Annotated in this window: 20 protein-coding genes; 10 read left to right on the forward strand and 10 right to left on the reverse strand. The window is 72.9% G+C overall.

The window, feature by feature from the left end; all coding sequences use genetic code 11:
- Positions 1–16: 16 nt before the first annotated feature.
- Positions 17–595, reverse strand: a complete 579-nt coding sequence (locus ACIGW4_RS22285; protein ID WP_399582457.1) for a TetR/AcrR family transcriptional regulator — start codon at positions 593–595, stop codon at positions 17–19.
- Positions 596–698: 103 nt separating this feature from the next.
- Between ACIGW4_RS22285 and ACIGW4_RS22290 the strand changes: the two genes are divergently transcribed.
- Together ACIGW4_RS22290 and ACIGW4_RS22295 are read left to right on the forward strand one after the other, a co-directional pair.
- The gene (locus tag ACIGW4_RS22290; protein WP_399582458.1) at positions 699–1,571 is read left to right on the forward strand and encodes an alpha/beta fold hydrolase; all 873 of its coding nucleotides are present in this window, start codon (positions 699–701) and stop codon (positions 1,569–1,571) included.
- Positions 1,572–1,619: 48 nt separating this feature from the next.
- The gene (locus tag ACIGW4_RS22295) at positions 1,620–1,949 is read left to right on the forward strand and encodes a hypothetical protein (protein WP_123459207.1); all 330 of its coding nucleotides are present in this window, start codon (positions 1,620–1,622) and stop codon (positions 1,947–1,949) included.
- Between the two features lie 82 nt (positions 1,950–2,031).
- Here the strand turns inward: ACIGW4_RS22295 and ACIGW4_RS22300 are convergent, their stop codons facing one another.
- The 3 genes from ACIGW4_RS22300 to ACIGW4_RS22310 form a co-directional block, all read right to left on the reverse strand.
- The gene (locus ACIGW4_RS22300; protein WP_123459208.1) at positions 2,032–2,865 is read right to left on the reverse strand and encodes a hypothetical protein; all 834 of its coding nucleotides are present in this window, start codon (positions 2,863–2,865) and stop codon (positions 2,032–2,034) included.
- Between the two features lie 247 nt (positions 2,866–3,112).
- Positions 3,113–4,333: an acetyl-CoA C-acetyltransferase gene (locus ACIGW4_RS22305; RefSeq protein ID WP_123459209.1), complete on the reverse strand. Its 1,221-nt coding sequence runs from the start codon at positions 4,331–4,333 to the stop codon at positions 3,113–3,115.
- A 510-nt stretch (positions 4,334–4,843) separates the two neighbouring features.
- Complete coding sequence (locus tag ACIGW4_RS22310) at positions 4,844–5,839, reverse strand: SGNH/GDSL hydrolase family protein (RefSeq protein ID WP_399582460.1); 996 nt, start codon at positions 5,837–5,839, stop codon at positions 4,844–4,846.
- A 104-nt stretch (positions 5,840–5,943) separates the two neighbouring features.
- On the opposite strand from ACIGW4_RS22310, the gene ACIGW4_RS22315 reads away from it, so the two are divergent.
- Together ACIGW4_RS22315 and ACIGW4_RS22320 are read left to right on the forward strand one after the other, a co-directional pair.
- Positions 5,944–7,332, forward strand: coding sequence for a cystathionine beta-synthase (locus ACIGW4_RS22315; protein WP_123459211.1), 1,389 nt, complete (start codon positions 5,944–5,946; stop codon positions 7,330–7,332).
- Between the two features lie 399 nt (positions 7,333–7,731).
- Positions 7,732–8,565: a MurR/RpiR family transcriptional regulator gene (locus tag ACIGW4_RS22320; RefSeq protein WP_123459212.1), complete on the forward strand. Its 834-nt coding sequence runs from the start codon at positions 7,732–7,734 to the stop codon at positions 8,563–8,565.
- Between the two features lie 13 nt (positions 8,566–8,578).
- Here ACIGW4_RS22320 and ACIGW4_RS22325 read toward each other — a convergent pair whose 3' ends face one another.
- The 3 genes from ACIGW4_RS22325 to ACIGW4_RS22335 form a co-directional block, all read right to left on the reverse strand.
- On the reverse strand, positions 8,579–8,950 hold the full coding sequence (locus ACIGW4_RS22325; protein WP_398714263.1) for a hypothetical protein: 372 nt from the start codon (positions 8,948–8,950) through the stop codon (positions 8,579–8,581).
- A 53-nt stretch (positions 8,951–9,003) separates the two neighbouring features.
- Entirely contained in the window at positions 9,004–9,396 is a 393-nt protein-coding gene (locus ACIGW4_RS22330; protein ID WP_123459214.1) for a roadblock/LC7 domain-containing protein, read from the reverse strand.
- Between the two features lie 66 nt (positions 9,397–9,462).
- Positions 9,463–9,621 carry a toxin-antitoxin system HicB family antitoxin gene (locus ACIGW4_RS22335; RefSeq protein ID WP_399582462.1) on the reverse strand — a complete coding sequence of 53 codons (159 nt, stop codon included), beginning with the start codon at positions 9,619–9,621 and terminating at the stop codon, positions 9,463–9,465.
- Between the two features lie 68 nt (positions 9,622–9,689).
- On the opposite strand from ACIGW4_RS22335, the gene ACIGW4_RS22340 reads away from it, so the two are divergent.
- Positions 9,690–10,988, forward strand: coding sequence for an RNA-guided endonuclease InsQ/TnpB family protein (locus tag ACIGW4_RS22340; RefSeq protein ID WP_399582464.1), 1,299 nt, complete (start codon positions 9,690–9,692; stop codon positions 10,986–10,988).
- Here ACIGW4_RS22340 and ACIGW4_RS22345 read toward each other — a convergent pair.
- The 3 genes from ACIGW4_RS22345 to ACIGW4_RS22355 form a co-directional block, all read right to left on the reverse strand.
- A complete protein-coding gene (locus ACIGW4_RS22345) occupies positions 10,911–11,675 on the reverse strand; it encodes a transcriptional regulator (protein ID WP_123459215.1) in 765 nt (254 codons plus the stop codon). The two genes, ACIGW4_RS22340 and ACIGW4_RS22345, sit on opposite strands and share 78 nt — an antisense overlap.
- Positions 11,672–12,064: a hypothetical protein gene (locus tag ACIGW4_RS22350; protein WP_359587891.1), complete on the reverse strand. Its 393-nt coding sequence runs from the start codon at positions 12,062–12,064 to the stop codon at positions 11,672–11,674. Before ACIGW4_RS22350 ends, ACIGW4_RS22345 begins: the two co-directional genes overlap by 4 nt.
- 182 nt (positions 12,065–12,246) lie before the next feature.
- Positions 12,247–13,584, reverse strand: a complete 1,338-nt coding sequence (locus tag ACIGW4_RS22355) for a diaminopimelate decarboxylase (protein WP_359587892.1) — start codon at positions 13,582–13,584, stop codon at positions 12,247–12,249.
- Positions 13,585–13,679: 95 nt separating this feature from the next.
- On the opposite strand from ACIGW4_RS22355, the gene hutU reads away from it, so the two are divergent.
- From hutU to ACIGW4_RS22380, 5 genes are all read left to right on the forward strand, one after another.
- Complete coding sequence (gene hutU / locus ACIGW4_RS22360) at positions 13,680–15,356, forward strand: urocanate hydratase (protein ID WP_123459218.1); 1,677 nt, start codon at positions 13,680–13,682, stop codon at positions 15,354–15,356.
- Positions 15,357–15,373: 17 nt separating this feature from the next.
- Positions 15,374–16,570: an allantoate amidohydrolase gene (locus ACIGW4_RS22365; protein ID WP_359587912.1), complete on the forward strand. Its 1,197-nt coding sequence runs from the start codon at positions 15,374–15,376 to the stop codon at positions 16,568–16,570.
- On the forward strand, positions 16,561–17,901 hold the full coding sequence (locus tag ACIGW4_RS22370) for a formimidoylglutamate deiminase (protein ID WP_123459219.1): 1,341 nt from the start codon (positions 16,561–16,563) through the stop codon (positions 17,899–17,901). Before ACIGW4_RS22365 ends, ACIGW4_RS22370 begins: the two co-directional genes overlap by 10 nt.
- Before the next feature lie 267 nt (positions 17,902–18,168).
- A complete protein-coding gene (gene hutI / locus ACIGW4_RS22375; protein WP_398714257.1) occupies positions 18,169–19,338 on the forward strand; it encodes an imidazolonepropionase in 1,170 nt (389 codons plus the stop codon).
- 94 nt (positions 19,339–19,432) lie between these two features.
- Positions 19,433–20,065 (forward strand): LysE family translocator, encoded by a 633-nt coding sequence (locus ACIGW4_RS22380; RefSeq protein WP_123459222.1) that lies wholly within the window; start codon positions 19,433–19,435, stop codon positions 20,063–20,065.
- Positions 20,066–20,069 lie beyond the last annotated feature (4 nt).

The following is a 20,069-nucleotide window of genomic DNA, read 5'->3' on the forward strand; positions in this document are numbered from 1 at the left end:
GGGGCGGGTCGTGTCCTCAGGGACGGGCCGCGTTCTCAGGGCGGGCCGTGTCGAGGAGGACGCGGGCCGCCGCCTTCGCCTGGGCGGCCGGCTCCGGGGAGCCGGTGATGCCCGCGACGACCATGGCGCCGTTGGCGAGCAGGGCCAGCTGGTCGGCGAGGACGGACGGGACGCCGAGGGCGTCCGTCTGCTCGGCGAAGTACGCCCGCAGGGCCGCCTTGTGGTCGCGGGCGATCGTGGCGACCGCCGGGGTGACCCCGCCGAGCTCCCCGAAGGCGTTGATGAACGTGCAGCCGCGGAACCCGGGCTCCGCGAACCAGTCGGCCAGCCGGTCGAAGACCGCGAGCGCCCGCTCGTACGGCCCCTCCGCGGTCCGCGCGCCGTGCTCGGCGAGCCCTGTCCGCACGGCCTCGTCGCGGCGCCGCAGGACGGCCTCGACCAGCAGGTCCTTGGACGGGAAGAGCTGGTAGAGCCGTTTCAGGGAGACCCCCGAGGCGGCGCGGAGGGTGTCCATGCCGACGGCCTGCACCCCCCGCTCGTCGAAGAGCCGCTCCGCGGTGTCGAGCAGCTTCAGCTCGGCCGTCTCCGCATCCATCGTCCGATCACCCCTTGCGTGGAGAACCATCGTTCTCGTAGTCTACAGGGCACCGGGAGAACGCTCGTTCTCTCGACCGGAGACCGGAAACGGGGAGTCAGTCATGTCCGCATTCGCCCTGCGCGCCCGCACCACCACCGTCGACGGCCTCGACGTCTTCTACCGGGAGGCCGGAGACCCGGCGAACCCCACCCTCGTCCTGCTGCACGGCTTCCCCTCCAGCTCGCACATGTACCGGGGGCTCATCGCCGAGCTCGCCGACGAGTACCACCTGATCGCCCCGGACCACATCGGCTTCGGCGCCTCCGCCGCACCGGCCGTCGAGGACTTCGAGTACAGCTTCGAGAAGCTCACCGAGGTCACCCTCGGGCTCCTCGACCAGCTGGGCGTGGAGAAGTTCGCGCTCTACATCCAGGACTACGGCGCGCCGATCGGCCTGCGGATCGCCTCCCGCCACCCCGGACGCGTCACCGCGATCGTCAGCCAGAGCGGCAACGCCTACACGGAGGGGTTCACCCCCTTCTGGGACCTACTCTTCGCCCACGCCCGGGACCGGGCGGCGCACGAGGCCGACGTGCGGCAGCTGCTGACCGCCGAGGCCACCCGCTGGCAGTACACCCACGGCGTGCCCGCCGACCGGCTCGACCACGTCCCGCCCGAGACCTGGACCCTGGACCAGGCCGGCCTCGACCGGCCCGGCAACAAGGAGATCCAGCTCCAGCTCTTCTGGGACTACCAGTTCAACCTGGACGGCTACCCGCTCTTCCAGGAGTACTTCCGCACCCACCGGCCGCCGCTGCTCGCCGCCTGGGGGCGCGGCGACGAGATCTTCGGACCGGCCGGGGCGGAGGCCTTCGCCCGGGACCTGCCCGACGCCGAGATCCACCTCCTGGACGCCGGACACTTCGCCCTGGAGACCCACGGCGAGGAGATCGCCGGACTCGTCCGCGACTTCCTCGGCCGGCACGTGAAGTGACGGCGGCCTCGTTGGAAAGGGGGCCCGGCGGGCGCGTAGGGTCGCGGGGTGCACGATACGAGTGAACTGACCGCCGCCGTGGAGCGGTTCGCCGACCGGCTGCGGTCCGCCCCGCAGAGCCGCCTCCGGCAGGCCGCGGCGGCCGAAGGGCTGGCCCTCGCCCGCGAGTTGGCGGTGCGCGCCCAGCGCGCCGAGAACCCCGACCGGGAGCCGAGGACCATGCCGGACGCGGGCCTGTTCGCGGTGGGCGACCAACTCGCCGTCGCCGGGAACGATCTGGCCGAAGTCCTGCGAACGGCCCCGGCCGGCTCCCACGAGGGAGAGCTGGACGAGGCCGTGAGGCTGGTACGGGAGGCGATGGAGCGCGCGGGGCTGTAGGGCTCCCCGGCGGGCCTCGGCGGGCTTTGCGGGACGGCCGGGGGTCCTGCGGGGAAGGGCGGCCGCCGGGGGCGGCGGGGCCCTACAGGGAGGCGATCACGCGGTCCGCGAGGATGTAGACGTTCTCCTCGTCGGTGTCGCCGTACGAGAAGGTCAGGGCGAAGGCGCCCGAGACGCCCGACCCGCCGAGCAGGACCGGGGTGCGGCCCGCGCGCAGGGCCTCGGCGAGACGCTCCGCGGTCTCGCGGTGACCGGGGGTCATACAGAGGGTGGTGCCGTCCGCGAAGACGTACACGTCGAGGGTGCCGAGCGGCCCCGGGCGGACGTCGGTGAGCGCGGTGCGGGTGTCCGCGAGCTCCTCCAGGCGGGCCACCGTCCGCTCGTGGTCGGTGACCACGGGCGTCTGCACCGGCACGAAGTCCGGGTGCGAGGGGTGCCGGCGGCGGGCCGCGGCCAGCTCCGCCGAGTCCTCGGGGTACTCGTCGAAGGCGTCCTGCGCCTCCGGGCCGTCCAGCGCGGCGGCCTCCGCCTCCATGGCCTCCAGGGCCATCGCCTCCAGGCCCACGAAGTCGGTCTGGCGCGGCACGAAGAAGGTGCCGTCGTCGGCCGGGCCGCCCAGACCGCCCAGCAGGGACGGGGCGTCGGCCGCGTCACGGGCCTCCTGCGCGGCCCAGAAGGCCCGCGCCTCGGCCAGCTCGCGCTCGCGCTCCTCGGCCAGCGCCTCGGCGACCGCGGCCCGTATCTCGGCGGCGGGCGAGGTGCGGGCGGCCGGAACCGTCCCGCCGTGACCGGCGACCAGCTCGCCCCGGAGGGCGGTGACCTCCTTGCGGAGACCGTGGACGGCGTGCAGGGCAGCAGCGCCCACGGCCGTGGCAGCGGCCGTGGTCAGCAGCAGGGCAAGAGACATGGCGCTCACTGACGTACTCCCGATTCCGAGTCGATCCCCCGACTTCTACATCAGCTTGTCCCGAGGTGGTGCCCGCTGTCAGTGCATTACGTCACGAATTGGACAGGTATTTCTGCCGGGCGTTTAGTCCCGAAACTGCTCTGACCTGGGAAAACGAACTCCCCCGGGATGTAGGTCACATCCTGGGGGAGATTCGGTCACGGCTCGGACGCGGTGCGGTTGACGGGTTCGGGCCGTGGAGAGCGGGCGGTGGTGACTAGCTGAGGCGCTCGATGACCATGGCCATGCCCTGGCCGCCGCCGACGCACATGGTCTCCAGGCCGAACTGCTTGTCGTGGAACTGGAGGCTGTTGATCAGCGTGCCGGTGATCCGGGCGCCGGTCATGCCGAAGGGGTGGCCGACGGCGATGGCGCCACCGTTGACGTTCACCTTGTCCAGGTCCAGGCCCAGGTCCTGGTAGGACGGGATGACCTGGGCGGCGAAGGCCTCGTTGATCTCGGCGAGGTCGATGTCGCCGATCGTCAGGCCGGCGCGCTTGAGGGCCTGCTTCGAGGCCTCGACCGGGCCGAGGCCCATGATCTCGGGGGAGAGGCCGGAGACGCCGGTGGAGACGATCCGGGCCAGCGGGGTCAGACCGAGCTCGCGGGCCTTGGTGTCGGACATGATCACGAGCGCGGCGGCGCCGTCGTTCAGCGGGCAGCAGTTGCCGGCGGTGACCAGGCCGTCGGGGCGGAAGACCGGCTTGAGGCCCTGCACGCCCTCCAGCGTGACGCCCGCGCGCGGGCCGTCGTCCGCGGAGACGACCGTGCCGTCCGGCAGCGTCACCGGGGTGATCTCGCGCTCCCAGAAGCCGTTCTTGATGGCCTGCTCGGCGAGGTTCTGCGACCGCACGCCGAACTCGTCCATCTCCTGGCGGCTGATGCCCTTCCAGCGGGCCAGGTTCTCCGCGGTCTGGCCCATCGCGATGTACGCGTCCGGGACGAGGCCGTCCTCGCGCGGGTCGTGCCAGGTGGAGCCCTCGGACTCCGCGACGGCCTTCGTACGGGCCTCCGCCTCGGCGAAGAGCGGGTTGTGCGTGTCCGGCAGCGAGTCCGAGTTGCCCTTCACGAAGCGGGACACCATCTCGACACCGGCCGAGATGAAGACGTCGCCCTCGCCCGCCTTGATCGCGTGCAGCGCCATGCGGGAGGTCTGCAGCGAGGAGGAGCAGTAACGGGTGATCGTGCAGCCCGGCAGGTGGTCCATGCCCATCTGCACGGCGACGATCCGGCCCAGGTTGTTGCCCTGCTCGCCGCCGGGGAGGCCGCAGCCGAGCATCAGGTCGTCGATGTCGCGCGGGTCCAGCTCCGGAACCTTCGCCAGGGCGGCCTGGACGATGGTCGCGGTGAGGTCGTCCGGCCGCAGGTCCTTGAGGGAGCCCTTGAAGGCCCGGCCGATGGGCGAGCGGGCGGTCGAGACGATCACGGCTTCGGGCATCACGGCTCCATGAGGGTGCGGAGTGGGCGGACTGAAAGGGAAGTTACCCGTACGTACCGCACGGGTCACCGCCTGAACGGTGTGACGCGGGCCTCTTTTCTAAGCGCCCGCTCAGCCGAGCCCCGCGCCCTGCGGGACGGTACCCGCTGCCCGTGCGTGCAACCGTCCCGGATGGGGGCTCTCCCGCCCACCCGCCGTGTGGGCAGTCGTCCCGCTGGGGCGGGACGGGTGGGCACACGGGACGGCGCCCTTAGCGGCGCCTCCGCGTTCCGCGCCTGAACCCGCACCACGAGCGGTGGTGCACCTAGGGGTGCGGGTCAGGGCGCGACAGCCTCGGGCGCCGGCAGGGCGCGGGTCCGTTGTGCCCACCCGTTCCGCCCCAGCGGAACGATTGCCCACAACGGGGCGCGAGGGGCGGGCACCGCCCGGCGGGCGCAGCCCGCAACGGGGTGGCCGGGGGCGCCGCACCGGCGGCGGGCGCCCGCGACGGGGGCGCCGTCCGGGGGTGGGTCACGTCTGGGCGTCCTCCGGGGAAGGTTCCGGGGGGACCGGGAGGCGCCGGCGGCGGCGGTGCTTCAGGAGGGCCCACGGCGCCCGCGCCCCGGTGACCTCCGTCCCCGCCTCCCGTACCGCCTCCGCCGCCGCCCTCGCCACCGGCAGCATGTTCTCCCGGCGCTCCGGCTCCAGCCGGTCCGCTTCCGGCCAGACGCCCAGCGCGGCGCAGAGCGTCGGCAGGACGGCCATCGCCGCCGTCGCGTACCCCTCCGCCGAGGGGTGGAAGCTGTCGATCCCGAACATCTCGCGCGGGTTCGCCGCGAACTCGGGACCGAGTAGGTCCCCCAGCGAGACCGTCCGCCCGCCCTGCTCGACCACCACGATCGTCTGCGCCGCCGCCAGCTGCCGCGACGCCCGCCGGGCCAGCCAGCGCAGCGGCTGGTAGACGGGCTCGATCGTGCCCAGGTCCGGGCAGGTGCCGACCACCACCTCCGCTCCCGCCGTCCGCAGCCGCCGCACGGCCGAGGCCAGCAGCCGTACGGATTCCGTCGCCGGCAGGCGGTGCGTGACGTCGTTCGCGCCGATCATGATCACGCACACGTCCGGCGGCCCCAGCGGCTGCGAGAGCAGCAGCGACACCTGGCGCTCCAGGTCGTCCGAGCGGGCGCCGGAGAGCGCCACGTTCCGCAGCACCACCGGGCGCTCCGCGACCGCCGCGAGGCCGGAGGCGAGGAGGGCGCCCGGGGTCTGGCCCGAGCGGCGGACGCCCTGGCCCGCCGCCGTGGAATCACCCAGAAGGGCCAGCCGCAGCGGGTCCTCCGTGCCGAAGGCGCGGCCGTAGAGGCCGTCCGCCACCGGCGGCAGCGGTGCCGGGGCGCCGTAGACCGTGCGCTTGGCCAGCTGTGCCTCGGCCAGGAGGACCCCCACCGCCGCCACACCGAGCAGCCCGATGCTCCCGCCGCCGTACGCCGCACCCGCCGCGATCCGCCGCGCCACCCTCGCCCTCGACATGGGGGCCGTCACCTCCTTCAAGCCGTTCAGGGTCTAACTGCCCCGTAACCCGCTCCGACTACGCATACGCTGGCCACACCATTACGGAGACCCCGGAGATTACGGTGCAATTCCACGACTCGATGATCAGCCTCGTCGGCAACACCCCGCTGGTGAAGCTCAACAACGTCACAGCGGGCATTCAGGCGACCGTTCTGGCCAAGGTCGAGTACTTCAACCCCGGAGGCTCGGTCAAGGACCGGATCGCCCTGCGCATGATCGAGGCGGCGGAGCAGAGCGGAGAGCTCAAGCCCGGCGGCACGATCGTCGAGCCCACGTCCGGCAACACCGGCGTCGGCCTCGCGATCGTGGCCCAGCAGAAGGGCTACAAGTGCATCTTCGTCTGCCCCGACAAGGTGTCGCTCGACAAGATCAACGTGCTGCGGGCCTACGGCGCCGAGGTCGTGGTCTGCCCCACGGCCGTCGACCCCGAGCACCCCGACTCGTACTACAACGTCTCGGACCGCCTCGTCCGCGAGACGCCGGGCGCCTGGAAGCCCGACCAGTACTCGAACCCGAACAACCCGCGCTCGCACTACGAGACCACCGGTCCCGAGCTCTGGGAGCAGACGGACGGGAAGATCACCCACTTCGTCGCGGGCGTCGGCACCGGCGGCACGATCTCCGGCACCGGCAACTACCTCAAGGAGGTCAGCGGCGGGAAGGTGAAGGTCATCGGCGCGGACCCGGAGGGCTCGGTCTACTCGGGCGGTTCCGGCCGTCCGTACCTGGTCGAGGGCGTCGGCGAGGACTTCTGGCCCACCGCGTACGACCGCAACGTCACGGACCGCATCGTCGCGGTGTCCGACAAGGACTCCTTCCAGATGACCCGCCGCCTCGCCAAGGAGGAGGGTCTCCTCGTCGGCGGCTCCTGCGGCATGGCGGTCGTCGCGGCCCTGGAGGTCGCCAAGGAGCTCGGTCCCGACGACGTCGTCGTCGTGCTGCTCCCGGACTCCGGCCGCGGCTACATGTCGAAGATCTTCAGCGACGAGTGGATGGCCGGCCACGGCTTCCTGGAGGACACCTCCACCGCCACCGTCGCCGACGTGCTGCGCCACAAGGAGGGCGTCATGCCCTCCCTCGTCCACATGCACCCGGACGAGACGGTCGGCCAGGCCATCGAGGTGCTGCGCGAGTACGGCGTCTCCCAGATGCCCATCGTGAAGCCCGGCGCCGGCCACCCCGACGTCATGGCGGCCGAGGTCGTCGGCTCGGTCGTCGAGCGCGAGCTCCTCGACCACCTCTTCACCAAGAAGGCCTCCCTGGAGGACCCGCTGGAGCAGCACATGAGCGCGCCGCTGCCGCAGGTCGGCTCGGGCGAGCCGGTCGCCGACCTGATGTCCGTCCTCGGAGAGTCCGCCGACGCGGCGATCGTGCTGGTCGAGGGCAAGCCGACGGGTGTGGTGAGCCGCCAGGACCTGCTGGCCTTCCTGGCCAACGGCGGCACGAAGTAGCGCGTCGGCAGTTCGCGCGAACGGTACGAGGGCGACACGTGGCCGCAGCACCGGCTTAACACGAGTCGGGCACATTGGTGGTCGTCGGCGTCACGGACTTCCGGAGCGGCTCCCGGGTTTCTGCCAGACGCCGCGGACGCGGAGACCGGCCCTGACCCGGGTCCGCGTCTCCGCGGGGACCGCCGTCGTCCCGCCCCCCGGTGACGGGGGTGCGGCGGTCCCCGCGCAATCTCGCCCCTGGGCGCCCTGCGCCCCACGTGAACGGGCCCCCGCTTGCGGGGGCCCGTTCACGTGCTGTCTGCTGTCTGCCGGCCGCCGGTCGGCACCCCTGCCGCCCGGCGCCCGATGTGCATATCCTTATGCAGGAGCTTCGTGGGTGAATAGGTGAGAGGGGGCGGCATGAGCGACAGCCCGGCCGGCCGGCTGCAGGCGCTCTTCGAGGGGCACCGGCTGACGCCGACGCAGCGGCGGATCGCGCACTGCATGGTGCGGCGCGCCGGTGACGTGCCGTTCCTGTCCAGCGTCGAGCTCGCCGAACTCGCCGGCGTCAGCCAGCCCTCCGTCACCCGCTTCGCCGTCGCCCTCGGCTTCGACGGCTACCCGGCGCTGCGCAAGCACCTGCGGGAGAGCATGCCCGCGGCCGTCGAGGAGAACCCGGGCCTCAACGAGTACCAGCAGGCCGTCCTCGCCGAGATCGAGAACCTCCAGCACCTCGCCGGACTCCTCGCCGACCCCGCCCCCGTGGAGCGGGCCGGCCGGCTCCTCGCCGGCTCCCGCCCGCTCCTCGTGCTCGGGCTGCGGGCCGCCTCCTCGCAGGCGCGGGGCTTCGCCTACTTCGCCGCCAAGGTGCATCCGGACGTCCGGCTCCTCGACGAGGGCGGCTCGATGCTCACGGACCGCGTCGACGCGGCCGTACGGGCCGGGGCCACGGCCCTGCTCTGCTTCGCGCTGCCCCGGCACCCCCGGGAGGTTGTCGAGGCCCTGGAGTACGCGCGGAAGGCCGGGCTCACGGTCGTGACCGTCGCCGAGTCGGCCTTCGCGCCCGTCGCCGCCCACAGCGACCTGCTGATCCCCGCCGCCGTCGGCACCGGCCTCGCCTTCGACACGGCCTGCGCGCCGATGCTGCTCGGCCGGGTCCTCCTGGAGGCGATGGCGGACGAACTCCCCGACGCGCAGGCGCGCCTGGAGGAGTTCGACACGAAGGCGGCGACCCGGGGCCTGTTCGTCGAGTGAGTCCGGGCGGCGGTCAGACCTCCAGCTCGGCCTCGATCTTCTTCAGCTGGTGGCGCGCCATCGCCAGGTTCGCGCGGTTCTTGTCGAGCGCCAGGTAGAGGAAGAGGCCGTTGGTGCCGCGCCCCTTGAGCAGCCGGATCAGGTGGTATTGGGTGCCGAGGGTGATGAGGATGTCCTCGATCTCCTCGTTGAGGCCCAGCATCTCCATCGTCCGGACCTTGGCCCGGACGACGTCGGTGTTGCCCGCCGCCGCCACGGTCAGGTCGAGGTCGTTGCCGCCGCCGATCGTGCCGAGCGCCATGCCGCTGGTGTAGTCGACGAGGGCCGCGCCGATCGCGCCTTCGATCGTGACGGCTTCCTTGAGGGAGGTCTCGGTGTTCGCCATGGTGTCGTACTTCTTCCTTCTCGGTGCTGTTCGGACGGTGCTGTTCGGACGGTTCAGTTCAGGTCTCTGCGTTCCAGCGCGCCGTCGACGAGCTCCCCTATCCGGGCGCTGGACCTGCGGGCCTCCAGATGGAGCCGCCCCACGTTGATCCGGGGCTCGGCGAGCAGCGTCAGGACGGCCGAGGCGCCCGCCGCGTAGGTCGCCACGTAGCCCTCCTCGCCGCGTACGAGCAGCTCGCGGAAGCGGCCCTGCCCGGTGCTGTCGGTCAGCCGCTGCCCGACGCCGAGCGCCGCCGCGGTCAGCGCGGCCACGGTCTCGGCCTCGCCGTCCACCGTGTCGTGGGCGAGGACGAGGCCGTCGGCGCTGGCCGCCAGGGCTCCGGTCAGCTGGGGCAGTCGCGCCCGCAGCCGTCTGAGCTCGCCGAGGACCTCGGCTTCTGCCGTCATGAGCTGTCTCCTCTCGGCGCGCATGCGCAGGGCACGCCTCATCACCGGGTACGTCCGGGGATGCTGTCAGGGCGAGTCGGCTTCTGCCGCGACGGCGTCGCGCTCGGCCTCCAGTCGGTAGACGATCTCGGAGTTGAGGGACCTTCTGGCGGAGCTGGCCTGCGCGACAAGCCACGCGTGGAGGTCGGCGGGCAGGCGGAGGGTAATGCGTTTCTCTTCATCCATGACTCCACCGTAGTGTCTTCTGTCCCTCTCTTTGGTGGTAGCGTGACACCATGTCGACACCATGCAGGATGAGTGGAGATGTCGGGTACGCCCGGTACGTCTACCGTCTGCGCGTGTCGTCGACTGCCCGCGCCGCCCTCGTGGCGGAATGGGCGCGGTGCCGGTGGATCTGGAACGAGTGCTGTGCCCGCTCGAAGAAGGCGTATGCCGACGGCGAGAAGTGCGGCCCTGCCCGCCTGGACAAGATGCTGACCGAGGCCCGTACCGCGAACGCGTGGCTGCGCGAGGGCAGCTCGGTCCCGCAGCAGCAGATCATCCACGACTTCGCCAAGTCCCGGGCCAAAGCCCTCAAGGACATCAAGGCCCGGCTGCCGCAGCAGCAGCGCGCGGGAATGCCGAAGTACAAGAGGAAGCACGCCGCCGACCCGTCGCTGAACTACACGCGGCGCGGATTCCGCCTCAAGGATGGTCGCCTGCATCTCGCGGGCGGCACCGTCCTCGGCGTGGTGTGGTCGCGTGACCTGCCCGAGTCGCCATCCTCGGTCCGGGTCTACCGTGACACCCTCGGTCACTGGTACGCCTCTTTCGTCGTGCCGGCGACCATCGAGCCACTGCCCGCCACGGGGCGGGACATCGGCATCGACTGGGGCGTCAGGGAGGCGGCGACCACCACCAGCGACCCCCATGACCTCCCACACGCCCGGCACGGCAGGACGGCCGCACGGAAACTCGCCCGCTACCAGCGGCAGATGGCCCGCCGGAAACCCGCACGCGGTCAGGCCGAGTCGAAGGGCTACCGCGAGGCGAAACGGCAGACTGCCAGGCTGCACAAGAAGGTCACGCGACAGCGTGAGGACACCAGCCGCAAATGGGCCAAGTCCGTCGTCCGTGACCACGACCGACTCGCGGTGGAGGACTTCCGCCCCAAGTTCCTTGCCAAGTCCACGCTGGCCCGTAAGGCGGCCGACGCCGCGATCGGCGCGACCAAGCAGGCCCTGATCCACATGGCCCGTAAGCACGGCCGTGAACTGCACCTCGTCAACCCCGCGCACACCACGATGGACTGCGCACAGTGCGGAGCGAGAACCAAGCACGCGCTTCCCCTCTCGGAACGTACCTACGCCTGCACCGTGTGCGGAGCCGTGTCCCCCAGGGACAAGAACTCCGCACACGTGATGCTGGTCCGGGCTGGTCTCAACCCGGCTGGTGCTGATCGTGTAAGAGCTGACGGACCGCCGGTCCGCAGCCGACGTGAGCCAGGAATCCCCGCCTTCAGGGAGGGGAGGATGTCAAAGGTGTGCCTCCAGGGCGTCACGGAGCCGGCGCAGCAGGGCGATGTCGGGATCGGCCACCGGTGGGGCCGGTAAGGGCGCCCGTGGTGGCGGTACGGGGTCGGGGGCGAGCGGCGTCTCGACGAGCCCGGCGGCGGCCAGGCGCCGCACGTCGAGCAGCGTGTGGAAGGCGGGCCGGCCGAGCAGCCGGGCCAGCTCCGCCGGCGTCCGCTCCCCGTCGGCGGCGGCGAGCAGCGCCCGCTGTCGCGCCCCCGCGGTCTGGCCGGGGGAGGCCGGGCGCGGCACGACCGGGGCGGTGTCCACGGCGGCGTACGGCCAGACGGCGTCGAGGAGTTCGCGGCGGCGGACGGTCTCGCGCTCGACTGCCTCGGCGGAGACCGGTCGCACCGTCCCGAACCAGTGCCCCACCCCGTAACGGAAGCGGGTCGGCCCGCTGGTGGGGGAGAGGGCGAAGAAGGCCGCGTCGAAGACGGCGCCGAGGTGGCAGATCTCCAGCTCGCCGTCGTGCAGCCGGCCGCTGTCGACGAGGAAGCGGCCGACCGCGCGGTGTGCCCCGGCCCGGTCGACGGCCTCGTCCCAGCCCTCGCGGGGCAGTCGGCCGCCGGTGGTGAGGAGGACGTCGACGCCGGGGGCCGCGGGCGACTCGGCGTGCACGACCCGGCCGTCGACGAGGTAGAGCGTGCCGTGGTCGCGCAGCAGGGCGCCGGTGGCCTTCTCGGCGGCGAGCCGGACCAGCATCGGGGAGACGGCCGTCCTGCTCATCCCAGGACCAGTCTCTCGGCGAGGTCGCGGAGCCGGAGCCGGGCGAGGGCGAGGTTGCCGGAGTCGCGGTCGAGCCAGAGGTGGAGGAAGACGCTGCTGTCGAAGGAGGTCTCGACGAAGCGGAGGACGTGGTAGCCGGCGCGGGTGGTGACGATGAGGTCCTCGACGGGCGGGCCCGCCCCGGGGGCGCCGTCCGCCGCCGTGAAGGAGTCGAACTCGGCGGCGGAGCGGGCGAGTTCGGCGGTCTCGGCGGCCGTCGTCTCGTGGTCGCCGACCGGGGAGTCGCCCGCCGTGCCGAGGGCGAGCCCGCTGGTCCAGTCGACCAGGGAGGCGCCCCGGGCCCCGGGCAGGGCCATGGCCTCCAGGAGGCACTCGTCGATTCCGGGCACGCGGATTCCCCTCCCGATGCGGCGTGCGAACGTGCGGCAGTGACGGTGACGCTACTGAACGTTCCGGCCTCGGGGAGGGGTTCTGGCATTTTCCATCGGAACATGCCGCGGTCCGGCTCGAATTGGCCGAGAGGGCATGGAACAGTCGTGCGAATCCGAGGCGTTCGCGGCGCCGGTGAGGCCTACCCGACGGGCTGCCGGACCAGCGCGTCCGCCCGGTCCCCGCCCGCCTCGGCGACGATCTCGTCGAGCGTCTGGGCCCCGCGCACGGTCGTGAACGTCACCGCCCCGTCGCCGTCGACCGTGAAGCCGTGGATCCCGGGCCGGGGCAGGCTGTTGTACGCGTAGTGGTGGGCGAAGTAGTACGCGCCGGTGTCCGGGACCGCCACGACGTCGCCCGGGTGCAGCAGCGGCAGCGCGCGGCCCGTGGCGAGCAGGTCCCCGGCGAAGCAGGCGGGGCCCGCCACGTCCTGGACGGTGACGTCCCCGGTGCGGGGGCGGCCCTGGGAGTCGTACGCGAGGACGCGCAGCGGCCAGGAGGCGGGTGCGTAGACCGTGCGGGCGGCCAGCTGCACGCCCGCGTGGGTGACGGCGATCGGGCGGCCGCCGGAGGTCTTGGTGTACTCCACCCGGGCGAGGACCGTGCCGTGCTTGGCGAGCAGGGAGCGCCCGAACTCGGTGACGAGCCGGTAGCGGCCGTCGAGGAGGCCGGGGACGGTGTCGGCGAGCAGCCGGGCGTACTCCGCGTACGTCGGCGTCTCCTCGTCGGAGGCGAAGTTCACCGGCAGCCCGCCGCCGATGTCGAGGGTGTCGATCTGCTGCCGCCCGGCCGCCCGGTTGATCTCCTCGGCGAGCGCGTACGCCTCCCCGACCCCCTGGGCCATGAGGGCGAGCGGGATGCCCTGGGAGCCGGTGTGGGTGTGCAGCCGGGTCAGCCAGGGGCGGTCCAGGAAGGCCCGGACGACGGTCTCGCGGGCGCCCTCGTCGCGGAGCGCCACGCCGAACTTGGAGGTGGCGGTCGCGGTCGAGAGCGCGTCGATGGAACCGGCTCCGACCTGCGGGTTCACCCGGAGGCCGAGCGGCGAGGCGGTGGGGGCGGAGGCGACGAGGGCGTCGAGGCGGGCCAGCTCCTGGAGGTTGTCGGCGTTGACGGCGATCCCGAGCGCGAGGGCCTGGCGGAGCTCGGCCGGGGTCTTGGCGGGGGAGTCGAGGACGGTGTGCGTGGGCGGGATCCCGGCGGCGCGGGCGAGGGCCAGCTCGCCGGGGCTCGCGACCTCGACGCCGAGTCCCGCCTCGTGGAGCAGGCGCAGGACGGGGACGAGCGGGGCGGCCTTCACGGCGAAGGCGTGCAGCACGGGCGCGTCGGTGACGGCGGCGAAAGCGCTGGTCAGGGCGGTGGCGGAGGCGCGGATGCCGGCGGTGTCGAGAAGGGCGACGACCGGCTGGGCGGGGGAGAGGAGTCCTTGGTCGACGGAGGCTCGGACGGCGAGATCACGACGGGAGGAGGCCATGCGGCTCATCCTCGTCCATCGACTGGCCGGTACGCCCTGTTGACTACAACTATTCAGCGAGACAAGATGTGAATATCTGAACGACATTCCGAGGAGGCACCCCCATGTCAGGACCCCGCCCCGTGCGAGCAGCCCGCGGTACGGAACTGAGCGCCCTGGGATGGCAGCAGGAAGCCGCCCTCCGGATGCTCCAGAACAACCTCGACCCCGAGGTCGCCGAGCACCCCGACAAGCTCGTCGTCTACGGCGGCACCGGCAAGGCCGCCCGCGACTGGCGCTCCTTCGACGCCATGGTCCGCACCCTGCGCACCCTCAAGCAGGACGAGACGATGCTCGTCCAGTCCGGCCGCCCCGTCGGCGTCATGCAGACCCACGAGTGGGCCCCCCGCGTCCTCCTCGCCAACTCCAACCTGGTCGGCGACTGGGCCAACTGGGAGGAGTTCCGCCGCCTGGAGCAGCTCGGTCTCACCATGTACGGGCAGATGACCGCCGGCTCCTGGATCTACATCGGCACCCAGGGCATCCTCCAGGGCACCTACGAGACCTTCGCCGCCGTCGCCGCGAAGAAGTTCGGCGGCACCCTCGCCGGGACGATCACCCTCACCGCCGGCCTCGGCGGCATGGGCGGCGCCCAGCCCCTCGCCGTCACCATGAACGACGGCGTCGCCATCTGCATCGACTGCGACCCGCGCGCCATCGAGCGCCGCATCGAGCACCGCTACCTGGACGTCAGGGCCGACAACCTTGCCCACGCCCTCCAACTCGCCACCGAGGCCCGCGACGCCCGCCGCCCGCTCTCCATCGGCCTCCTCGGCAACGCCGCCGAGCTGCTCCCGCAGATGCTCGCCGAGGGCGCCCCCATCGACATCGTGACCGACCAGACCTCGGCCCACGACCCGCTCTCCTACCTCCCCGTCGGCGTCGCCTTCGAGGACATGGCCGACGCGGCCGCCAAGGACCCGGCCGGCTTCACCCAGCGCTCCCGCGAGTCGATGGCCAAGCACGTCGAGGCCATGGTCGGCTTCATGGACGCCGGCGCCGAGGTCTTCGACTACGGCAACTCGATCCGCGGCGAGGCCCAGCTCGCCGGCTACGACCGCGCCTTCGCCTTCCCCGGCTTCGTCCCCGCCTACATCCGCCCGCTGTTCTGCGAGGGCAAGGGCCCGTTCCGCTGGGCCGCCCTCTCCGGCGAGGCCTCGGACATCCACAAGACGGACAAGGCGATCCTCGACCTCTTCCCGGAGAACGAGTCCCTGCACCGCTGGATCAAGATGGCCGGCGAGCGCGTCCACTTCCAGGGCCTCCCCGCCCGCATCTGCTGGCTCGGCCAGGGCGAGCGCGACAAGGCGGGCTCCATGTTCAACGACATGGTCGCCGACGGCACCCTCGCCGCGCCCCTCGCGATCGGCCGCGACCACCTCGACTGCGGCTCCGTCGCCTCCCCGTACCGCGAGACCGAGGCCATGCTCGACGGCTCCGACGCCATCGCCGACTGGCCGCTGCTCAACGCCATGGTCAACGTCGCCTCCGGCGCCTCCTGGGTCTCCATCCACCACGGCGGCGGCGTCGGCATGGGCCGCTCCATCCACGCCGGCCAGGTCTCGGTCGCCGACGGCACCAAGCTCGCCGGCGAGAAGATCCGCCGCGTGCTGACGAACGACCCCGGCATGGGCGTCATCCGCCACGTCGACGCCGGCTACGACATCGCCGAGCGCGTCGCCGACGAGAAGGGCGTCCGCGTCCCGATGCGCGAGGGCTCCGAGGACGAGGCCTCCGCGTGAGCGACAGCTTCCACGCCATGTGGCGGTCGCTGCGGCCCATCGGCCGCAGCGCCGCCTCCGGTGGCTACCGCCGCTACGCCTGGACCGAGGCCGACGCCGACTGCCGCCTCTGGTTCCGGATGCAGGCCGAGGCCCGCCGTCTCGACGTCGAGACCGACCGCAACGGCAACCAGTGGGCCTGGCTCGGCGACCCGACGGCCGGTGACGCCGTCGTCACCGGCTCCCACCTGGACTCCGTCCCCGACGGCGGCGCCTTCGACGGCCCCCTCGGCGTCGTGTCCGCCTTCGCCGCCCTCGACGAACTCCGCGCCCGCGGCGCCTCGTTCAGGCGGCCCCTCGCCATCGTCAACTTCGGCGACGAGGAAGGAGCCCGCTTCGGCCTCGCCTGCGTCGGCTCCCGCCTCACCGCCGGCCGGTTGACGAAGGAGCAGGCGTACGAGCTCCGCGACGCCGACGGGACCACCCTCCCGCAGGCCATGGAGGCGGCCGGGTACGACCCCTCGGGCATCGGCGCGGACCCCGAGCGGCTCGCCCGCGTCGGCGCCTTCGTCGAGCTCCACGTCGAGCAGGGCCGCGCCCTGGACCTGTCCGGGGACGCCGTCGGCATCGCCTCCTCCATCTGGCCGCACGGCCGCTGGCGTTACGACTTCGCCGGTGAGGCCAACCACGCCGGCACCACCCGGCTCGTCGACCGCCGCGACCCGATGCTCACCTACGCCGAGACCGTCCTCGCCGCCCGACGCGAAGCCGAACTCGCGGGCGCCGTCGCCACCTTCGGCAAGATCGCGGTCGAGCCGAACGGCGTCAACGCCATCCCGTCGATGGTCCGCGGCTGGCTCGACGCCCGCGCCGCCGACCAGGGCTCCCTCGACAAGGTCGTCGCGGGCGTCGAGGCGGCGGCCCGGGAGTACGCCGACCGCCACGGCATCGACCTCGCCGTCGTCCGCGAGTCGTTCACCCCGATCGTGGAGTTCTCGCACGCCCTGCGCGACGAGCTCTCCCGGATCCTCGGCACCTCGGGCAAGGTGCCGGTCCTCGGCACGGGCGCGGGACACGACGCGGGCATCCTGTCCGAGTCGATCCCGACCGCCATGCTGTTCGTACGGAACCCCACCGGCGTCTCGCACTCCCCGGCCGAGTTCGCGGCCGAGGACGACTGCGTGGCCGGGGTCCTCGCACTCGCCGACGTACTGGAGGAGCTGGCGTGCCGCTGACGACGTACTGGCTGGAACACGCCTGGCTCGACACGAACGTCGAGCCGGGCGTGGCCCTGGAGGTGACCGAGGACGGCCGCGTCGGAGCCGTGCGCACGGGGGTGGAGACGCCCCCGCCCGGCGCCGTCGTCCTCCGCGGCCTCACGATCCCCGGCCTGGCCAACGCCCACAGCCACGCCTTCCACCGGGCCCTGCGCGGCACCGTCCAGGTCGGCTCCGGGACCTTCTGGACCTGGCGCGAGGTCATGTACTCCGTCGCCCAGCGCCTCACCCCCGACAGCTACTTCGCGCTCGCCCGCGCGGTGTACGCGGAGATGGCCCTCGCCGGCGTCACCTCCGTCGGCGAGTTCCACTACCTGCACCACGCGCCCGGCGGCACCCCGTACGCCGACCCCAACGCGATGGGCGAGGCGCTCATCGCCGCCGCCGCCGAGGCGGGCATCCGCATCACCCTCCTCGACACCGCGTACCTCTCCTCCGGCTTCGGCGCCGCCCCCGAGCGGCACCAGCTCCGCTTCACCGACGGCACGGCGGAGAAGTGGGCGGAGCGGGTCTCGGCGCTGAAGGAGCGCGAGGGCGTCCGCGTCGGCGCGGCGATCCACTCGGTACGGGCGGTCCCGGCCGACCAGCTGTCGACCGTGGCCCGGTGGGCACAGGAGCGGAACGCCCCCCTCCATGTCCACCTCTCGGAGCAGACGGCGGAGAACGACGCCTGCCGGGCGGCCCACGGCATGACGCCGACCCAGCTCCTGGCCGAGCACGGCGTCCTGGGCGCGCGCACGACGGGCGTCCACAACACGCACATGACGGACACGGACATCGCGCTGATCGGCTCGACGTCCACCGGCACCTGCATGTGCCCGACCACCGAACGGGACCTCGCCGACGGCATCGGTCCGGCGGTCGCCCTCCAGCGCGCCGGCTCGCCGCTCTCCCTCGGCAGCGACAGCCACGCCGTCATCGACCTCCTCGAAGAGGCGCGGGCGATGGAGCTGAACGAGCGCCTGCGCACCCGCACCCGGGGCCACTGGACGGCCGCCGCGCTGCTGCGCGCGGCGACGGCCGACGGCCACGCGGCCCTCGGCTGGGCCGACGCGGGCGCCCTGGAGACCGGCGCCCTGGCCGACTTCACCACGATCGCCCTGGACTCGGTCCGCACCGCGGGACCGGTCCCGCGCCTGGCGGCGGAGACGGCGGTCTTCGCGGCGACGGCGTCGGACGTGCACCACGTGGTGGTGGGCGGCCGGACGATCGTCCGGGACGGCGCCCACGTCGCCGTACCGGACGTGAGCGAGGCCCTGGCCTCCGCGATCGCCACGCTCAGGAACTAGGGGGTGTCTTGCCGATCAGGCCGGGCTCGCGGCGTCTGGTGCCGCGCCTCGCCGCGTTGTCGTCGGTCGACAACGCTCCGCGTTGCCTCCCTCCTCCGCCTTGCGATGCACGGCACCAGACGCCGCTCCTTGATCCGGCCTGATCGGCAAGACACCCCCTAGGCGCGCCGGCCGGTCGTGGGCATGCGTTCCGCGGGGCGGAACGGGTGGGCACGACCGGCCCGCCGGCCCGCACCCCAACCGTCCGCCCCCACCGGAGAGCAACGCATGACGACGACGCTGATCACGAACATCGGCAGCCTGGTCACGAACGACCCCACCCTCGGCAAGGGCCCCTTGGGCCTGATCGAGGACGCGGCCCTGGTCCTGGAGGACGAGCGCGTCGCCTGGGCGGGCCCGGCGGCGCAGGCCCCGGCGGCGGACGAGGCCGTCGACGCGCGGGGCCGCGCCGTCATCCCCGGCTTCGTCGACTCCCACTCGCACCTCGTCTTCGCGGGCGACCGCACGGCGGAGTTCAACGCCCGCATGTCCGGCCAGCCCTACAAGGCCGGTGGCATCCGCACGACGGTCGCGGCGACCCGCGCGGCGAGCGACGCCGAACTCTCGGCGAACGTCGCCACGTACATGTGGGAGGCCCTGCGCCAGGGCACCACCACCTTCGAGACCAAGTCCGGCTACGGCCTCACCGTCGAGGACGAGGCCCGCGCCCTGCGCATCGCCGCCGAGCACACCGACGAGGTCACCTACCTCGGCGCGCACATCGTGTCGCCGGACTACGCCGACGACCCGGCCGGGTACGTGAAGCTGGTGACCGGCGAGATGCTGGACGCCTGTGCCCCGTACGCCCGCTGGGTGGACGTCTTCTGCGAGAAGGGCGCCTTCGACGGCGACCAGGCCCGCGCGATCCTCAAGGCCGGCATGGCGAAGGGCCTGCAGGCGCGCGTCCACGCCAACCAGCTCTCGTACGGCCCCGGCGTGCAGCTCGCGGTCGAGCTGGACGCGGCGAGCGCCGACCACTGCACCCACCTGACGAACGCCGACATCGACGCGCTCGCCCAGGGCAACACGGTCGCGACCCTGCTGCCCGGCGCCGAGTTCTCCACCCGCGCCGAGTGGCCGGACGCCCGCCGGCTCATCGACGTGGGCGTGACGGTCGCCCTGTCCACGGACTGCAACCCCGGCTCGTCCTTCACGTCCTCGATGCCGTTCTGCATCGCCCTCGCGGTCCGGGACATGCTGATGACGCCGGACGAGGCGGTCTGGTCCGCCACCGCCGGCGGCGCGGCGGCCCTGCGCCGCACCGACGTCGGCCGGCTGGGCGTCGGCGCCCGCGCGGACCTCGTCGTCCTCGACGCCCCCTCCCACGTCCACCTGGCCTACCGTCCGGGCGTGCCGCTGGTCGCGGAGGTCTGGCGGAAGGGCGCGCGGACGGTCTGAACGGGGACGGCGAGGCCGTACCCGGACGGGCGGGGCGGGTCCCGATCGGCCGTGACCGGACGGGCGGGACGGGCGGGCCCTACCCTCAGGTGCCATGACGACCACCACCGCCCTCTGGTCCTTCGCCCTGGTCGTGGGTCTCCTGACCCTCACGCCGGGCCTCGACACCGCCCTCGTCCTGCGCACGGCGGCCCTCGGCCACCGCGCGCGGGCCTGGGGCGTCGTCCTCGGCATCCAGACGGGCGTCCTGGCCTGGGGCGCGCTCACCTCCCTGGGCGTGACCGCGCTCCTCACGGCCTCCCACCTGGCGTACGAGGCGCTGCGCTGGGCGGGCGCGGCGTACCTGGTGTGGATGGGCGTCCAGATGCTGCGGAAGACGTTCGGCGGACACCCGGCGCAGGAGGCGGCCCAGGAGCGGGCCACCCCGGACACCTTCACGGCGGGCTGGCGGCAGGGCACCCTCACGAACCTGCTCAACCCGAAGGTGGGCGCCTTCTACGTGGCGGTGCTCCCGCAGTTCCTCCCGCCGGAGGCGAACCACCTGGCGATGGGCCTCCTCCTCACCACGGAGCACATCCTCCTCGGCCTCCTCTGGTCCGCCGCCCTGATCGCCGGCGCCCGCCTGCTCTCCGGCTGGCTCCGCCGCCCCACGGCCCGCCGCACCCTCGACCGCCTCACGGGCACGGTCATCACGGCCTTCGGCCTCCGACTGGCCTTCGGCGACTGAGGCG

This window comes from Streptomyces sp. NPDC053513, from assembly GCF_044544765.1.
Lineage (GTDB): Bacteria > Actinomycetota > Actinomycetes > Streptomycetales > Streptomycetaceae > Streptomyces > Streptomyces litmocidini.

What these genes read in the sequence shown, in the direction of transcription:
- hutU (WP_123459218.1), top strand. Translation starts at nt 13,680, where the DNA reads ATGTCAGGACCCCGCCCCGTGCGAGCAGCCCGCGGTACGGAACTGAGC.
- ACIGW4_RS22335 (WP_399582462.1), bottom strand. Translation starts at nt 9,621, where the DNA reads ATGGATGAAGAGAAACGCATTACCCTCCGCCTGCCCGCCGACCTCCAC.
- ACIGW4_RS22305 (WP_123459209.1), bottom strand. Translation starts at nt 4,333, where the DNA reads ATGCCCGAAGCCGTGATCGTCTCGACCGCCCGCTCGCCCATCGGCCGG.
- ACIGW4_RS22285 (WP_399582457.1), bottom strand. Translation starts at nt 595, where the DNA reads ATGGATGCGGAGACGGCCGAGCTGAAGCTGCTCGACACCGCGGAGCGG.
- ACIGW4_RS22380 (WP_123459222.1), top strand. Translation starts at nt 19,433, where the DNA reads ATGACGACCACCACCGCCCTCTGGTCCTTCGCCCTGGTCGTGGGTCTC.
- ACIGW4_RS22310 (WP_399582460.1), bottom strand. Translation starts at nt 5,839, where the DNA reads ATGTCGAGGGCGAGGGTGGCGCGGCGGATCGCGGCGGGTGCGGCGTAC.
- ACIGW4_RS22345 (WP_123459215.1), bottom strand. Translation starts at nt 11,675, where the DNA reads ATGAGCAGGACGGCCGTCTCCCCGATGCTGGTCCGGCTCGCCGCCGAG.
- ACIGW4_RS22355 (WP_359587892.1), bottom strand. Translation starts at nt 13,584, where the DNA reads ATGAGCCGCATGGCCTCCTCCCGTCGTGATCTCGCCGTCCGAGCCTCC.
- ACIGW4_RS22340 (WP_399582464.1), top strand. Translation starts at nt 9,690, where the DNA reads ATGAGTGGAGATGTCGGGTACGCCCGGTACGTCTACCGTCTGCGCGTG.
- hutI (WP_398714257.1), top strand. Translation starts at nt 18,169, where the DNA reads ATGACGACGACGCTGATCACGAACATCGGCAGCCTGGTCACGAACGAC.
- ACIGW4_RS22320 (WP_123459212.1), top strand. Translation starts at nt 7,732, where the DNA reads ATGAGCGACAGCCCGGCCGGCCGGCTGCAGGCGCTCTTCGAGGGGCAC.
- ACIGW4_RS22290 (WP_399582458.1), top strand. Translation starts at nt 699, where the DNA reads ATGTCCGCATTCGCCCTGCGCGCCCGCACCACCACCGTCGACGGCCTC.
- ACIGW4_RS22330 (WP_123459214.1), bottom strand. Translation starts at nt 9,396, where the DNA reads ATGACGGCAGAAGCCGAGGTCCTCGGCGAGCTCAGACGGCTGCGGGCG.
- ACIGW4_RS22325 (WP_398714263.1), bottom strand. Translation starts at nt 8,950, where the DNA reads ATGGCGAACACCGAGACCTCCCTCAAGGAAGCCGTCACGATCGAAGGC.
- ACIGW4_RS22365 (WP_359587912.1), top strand. Translation starts at nt 15,374, where the DNA reads ATGTGGCGGTCGCTGCGGCCCATCGGCCGCAGCGCCGCCTCCGGTGGC.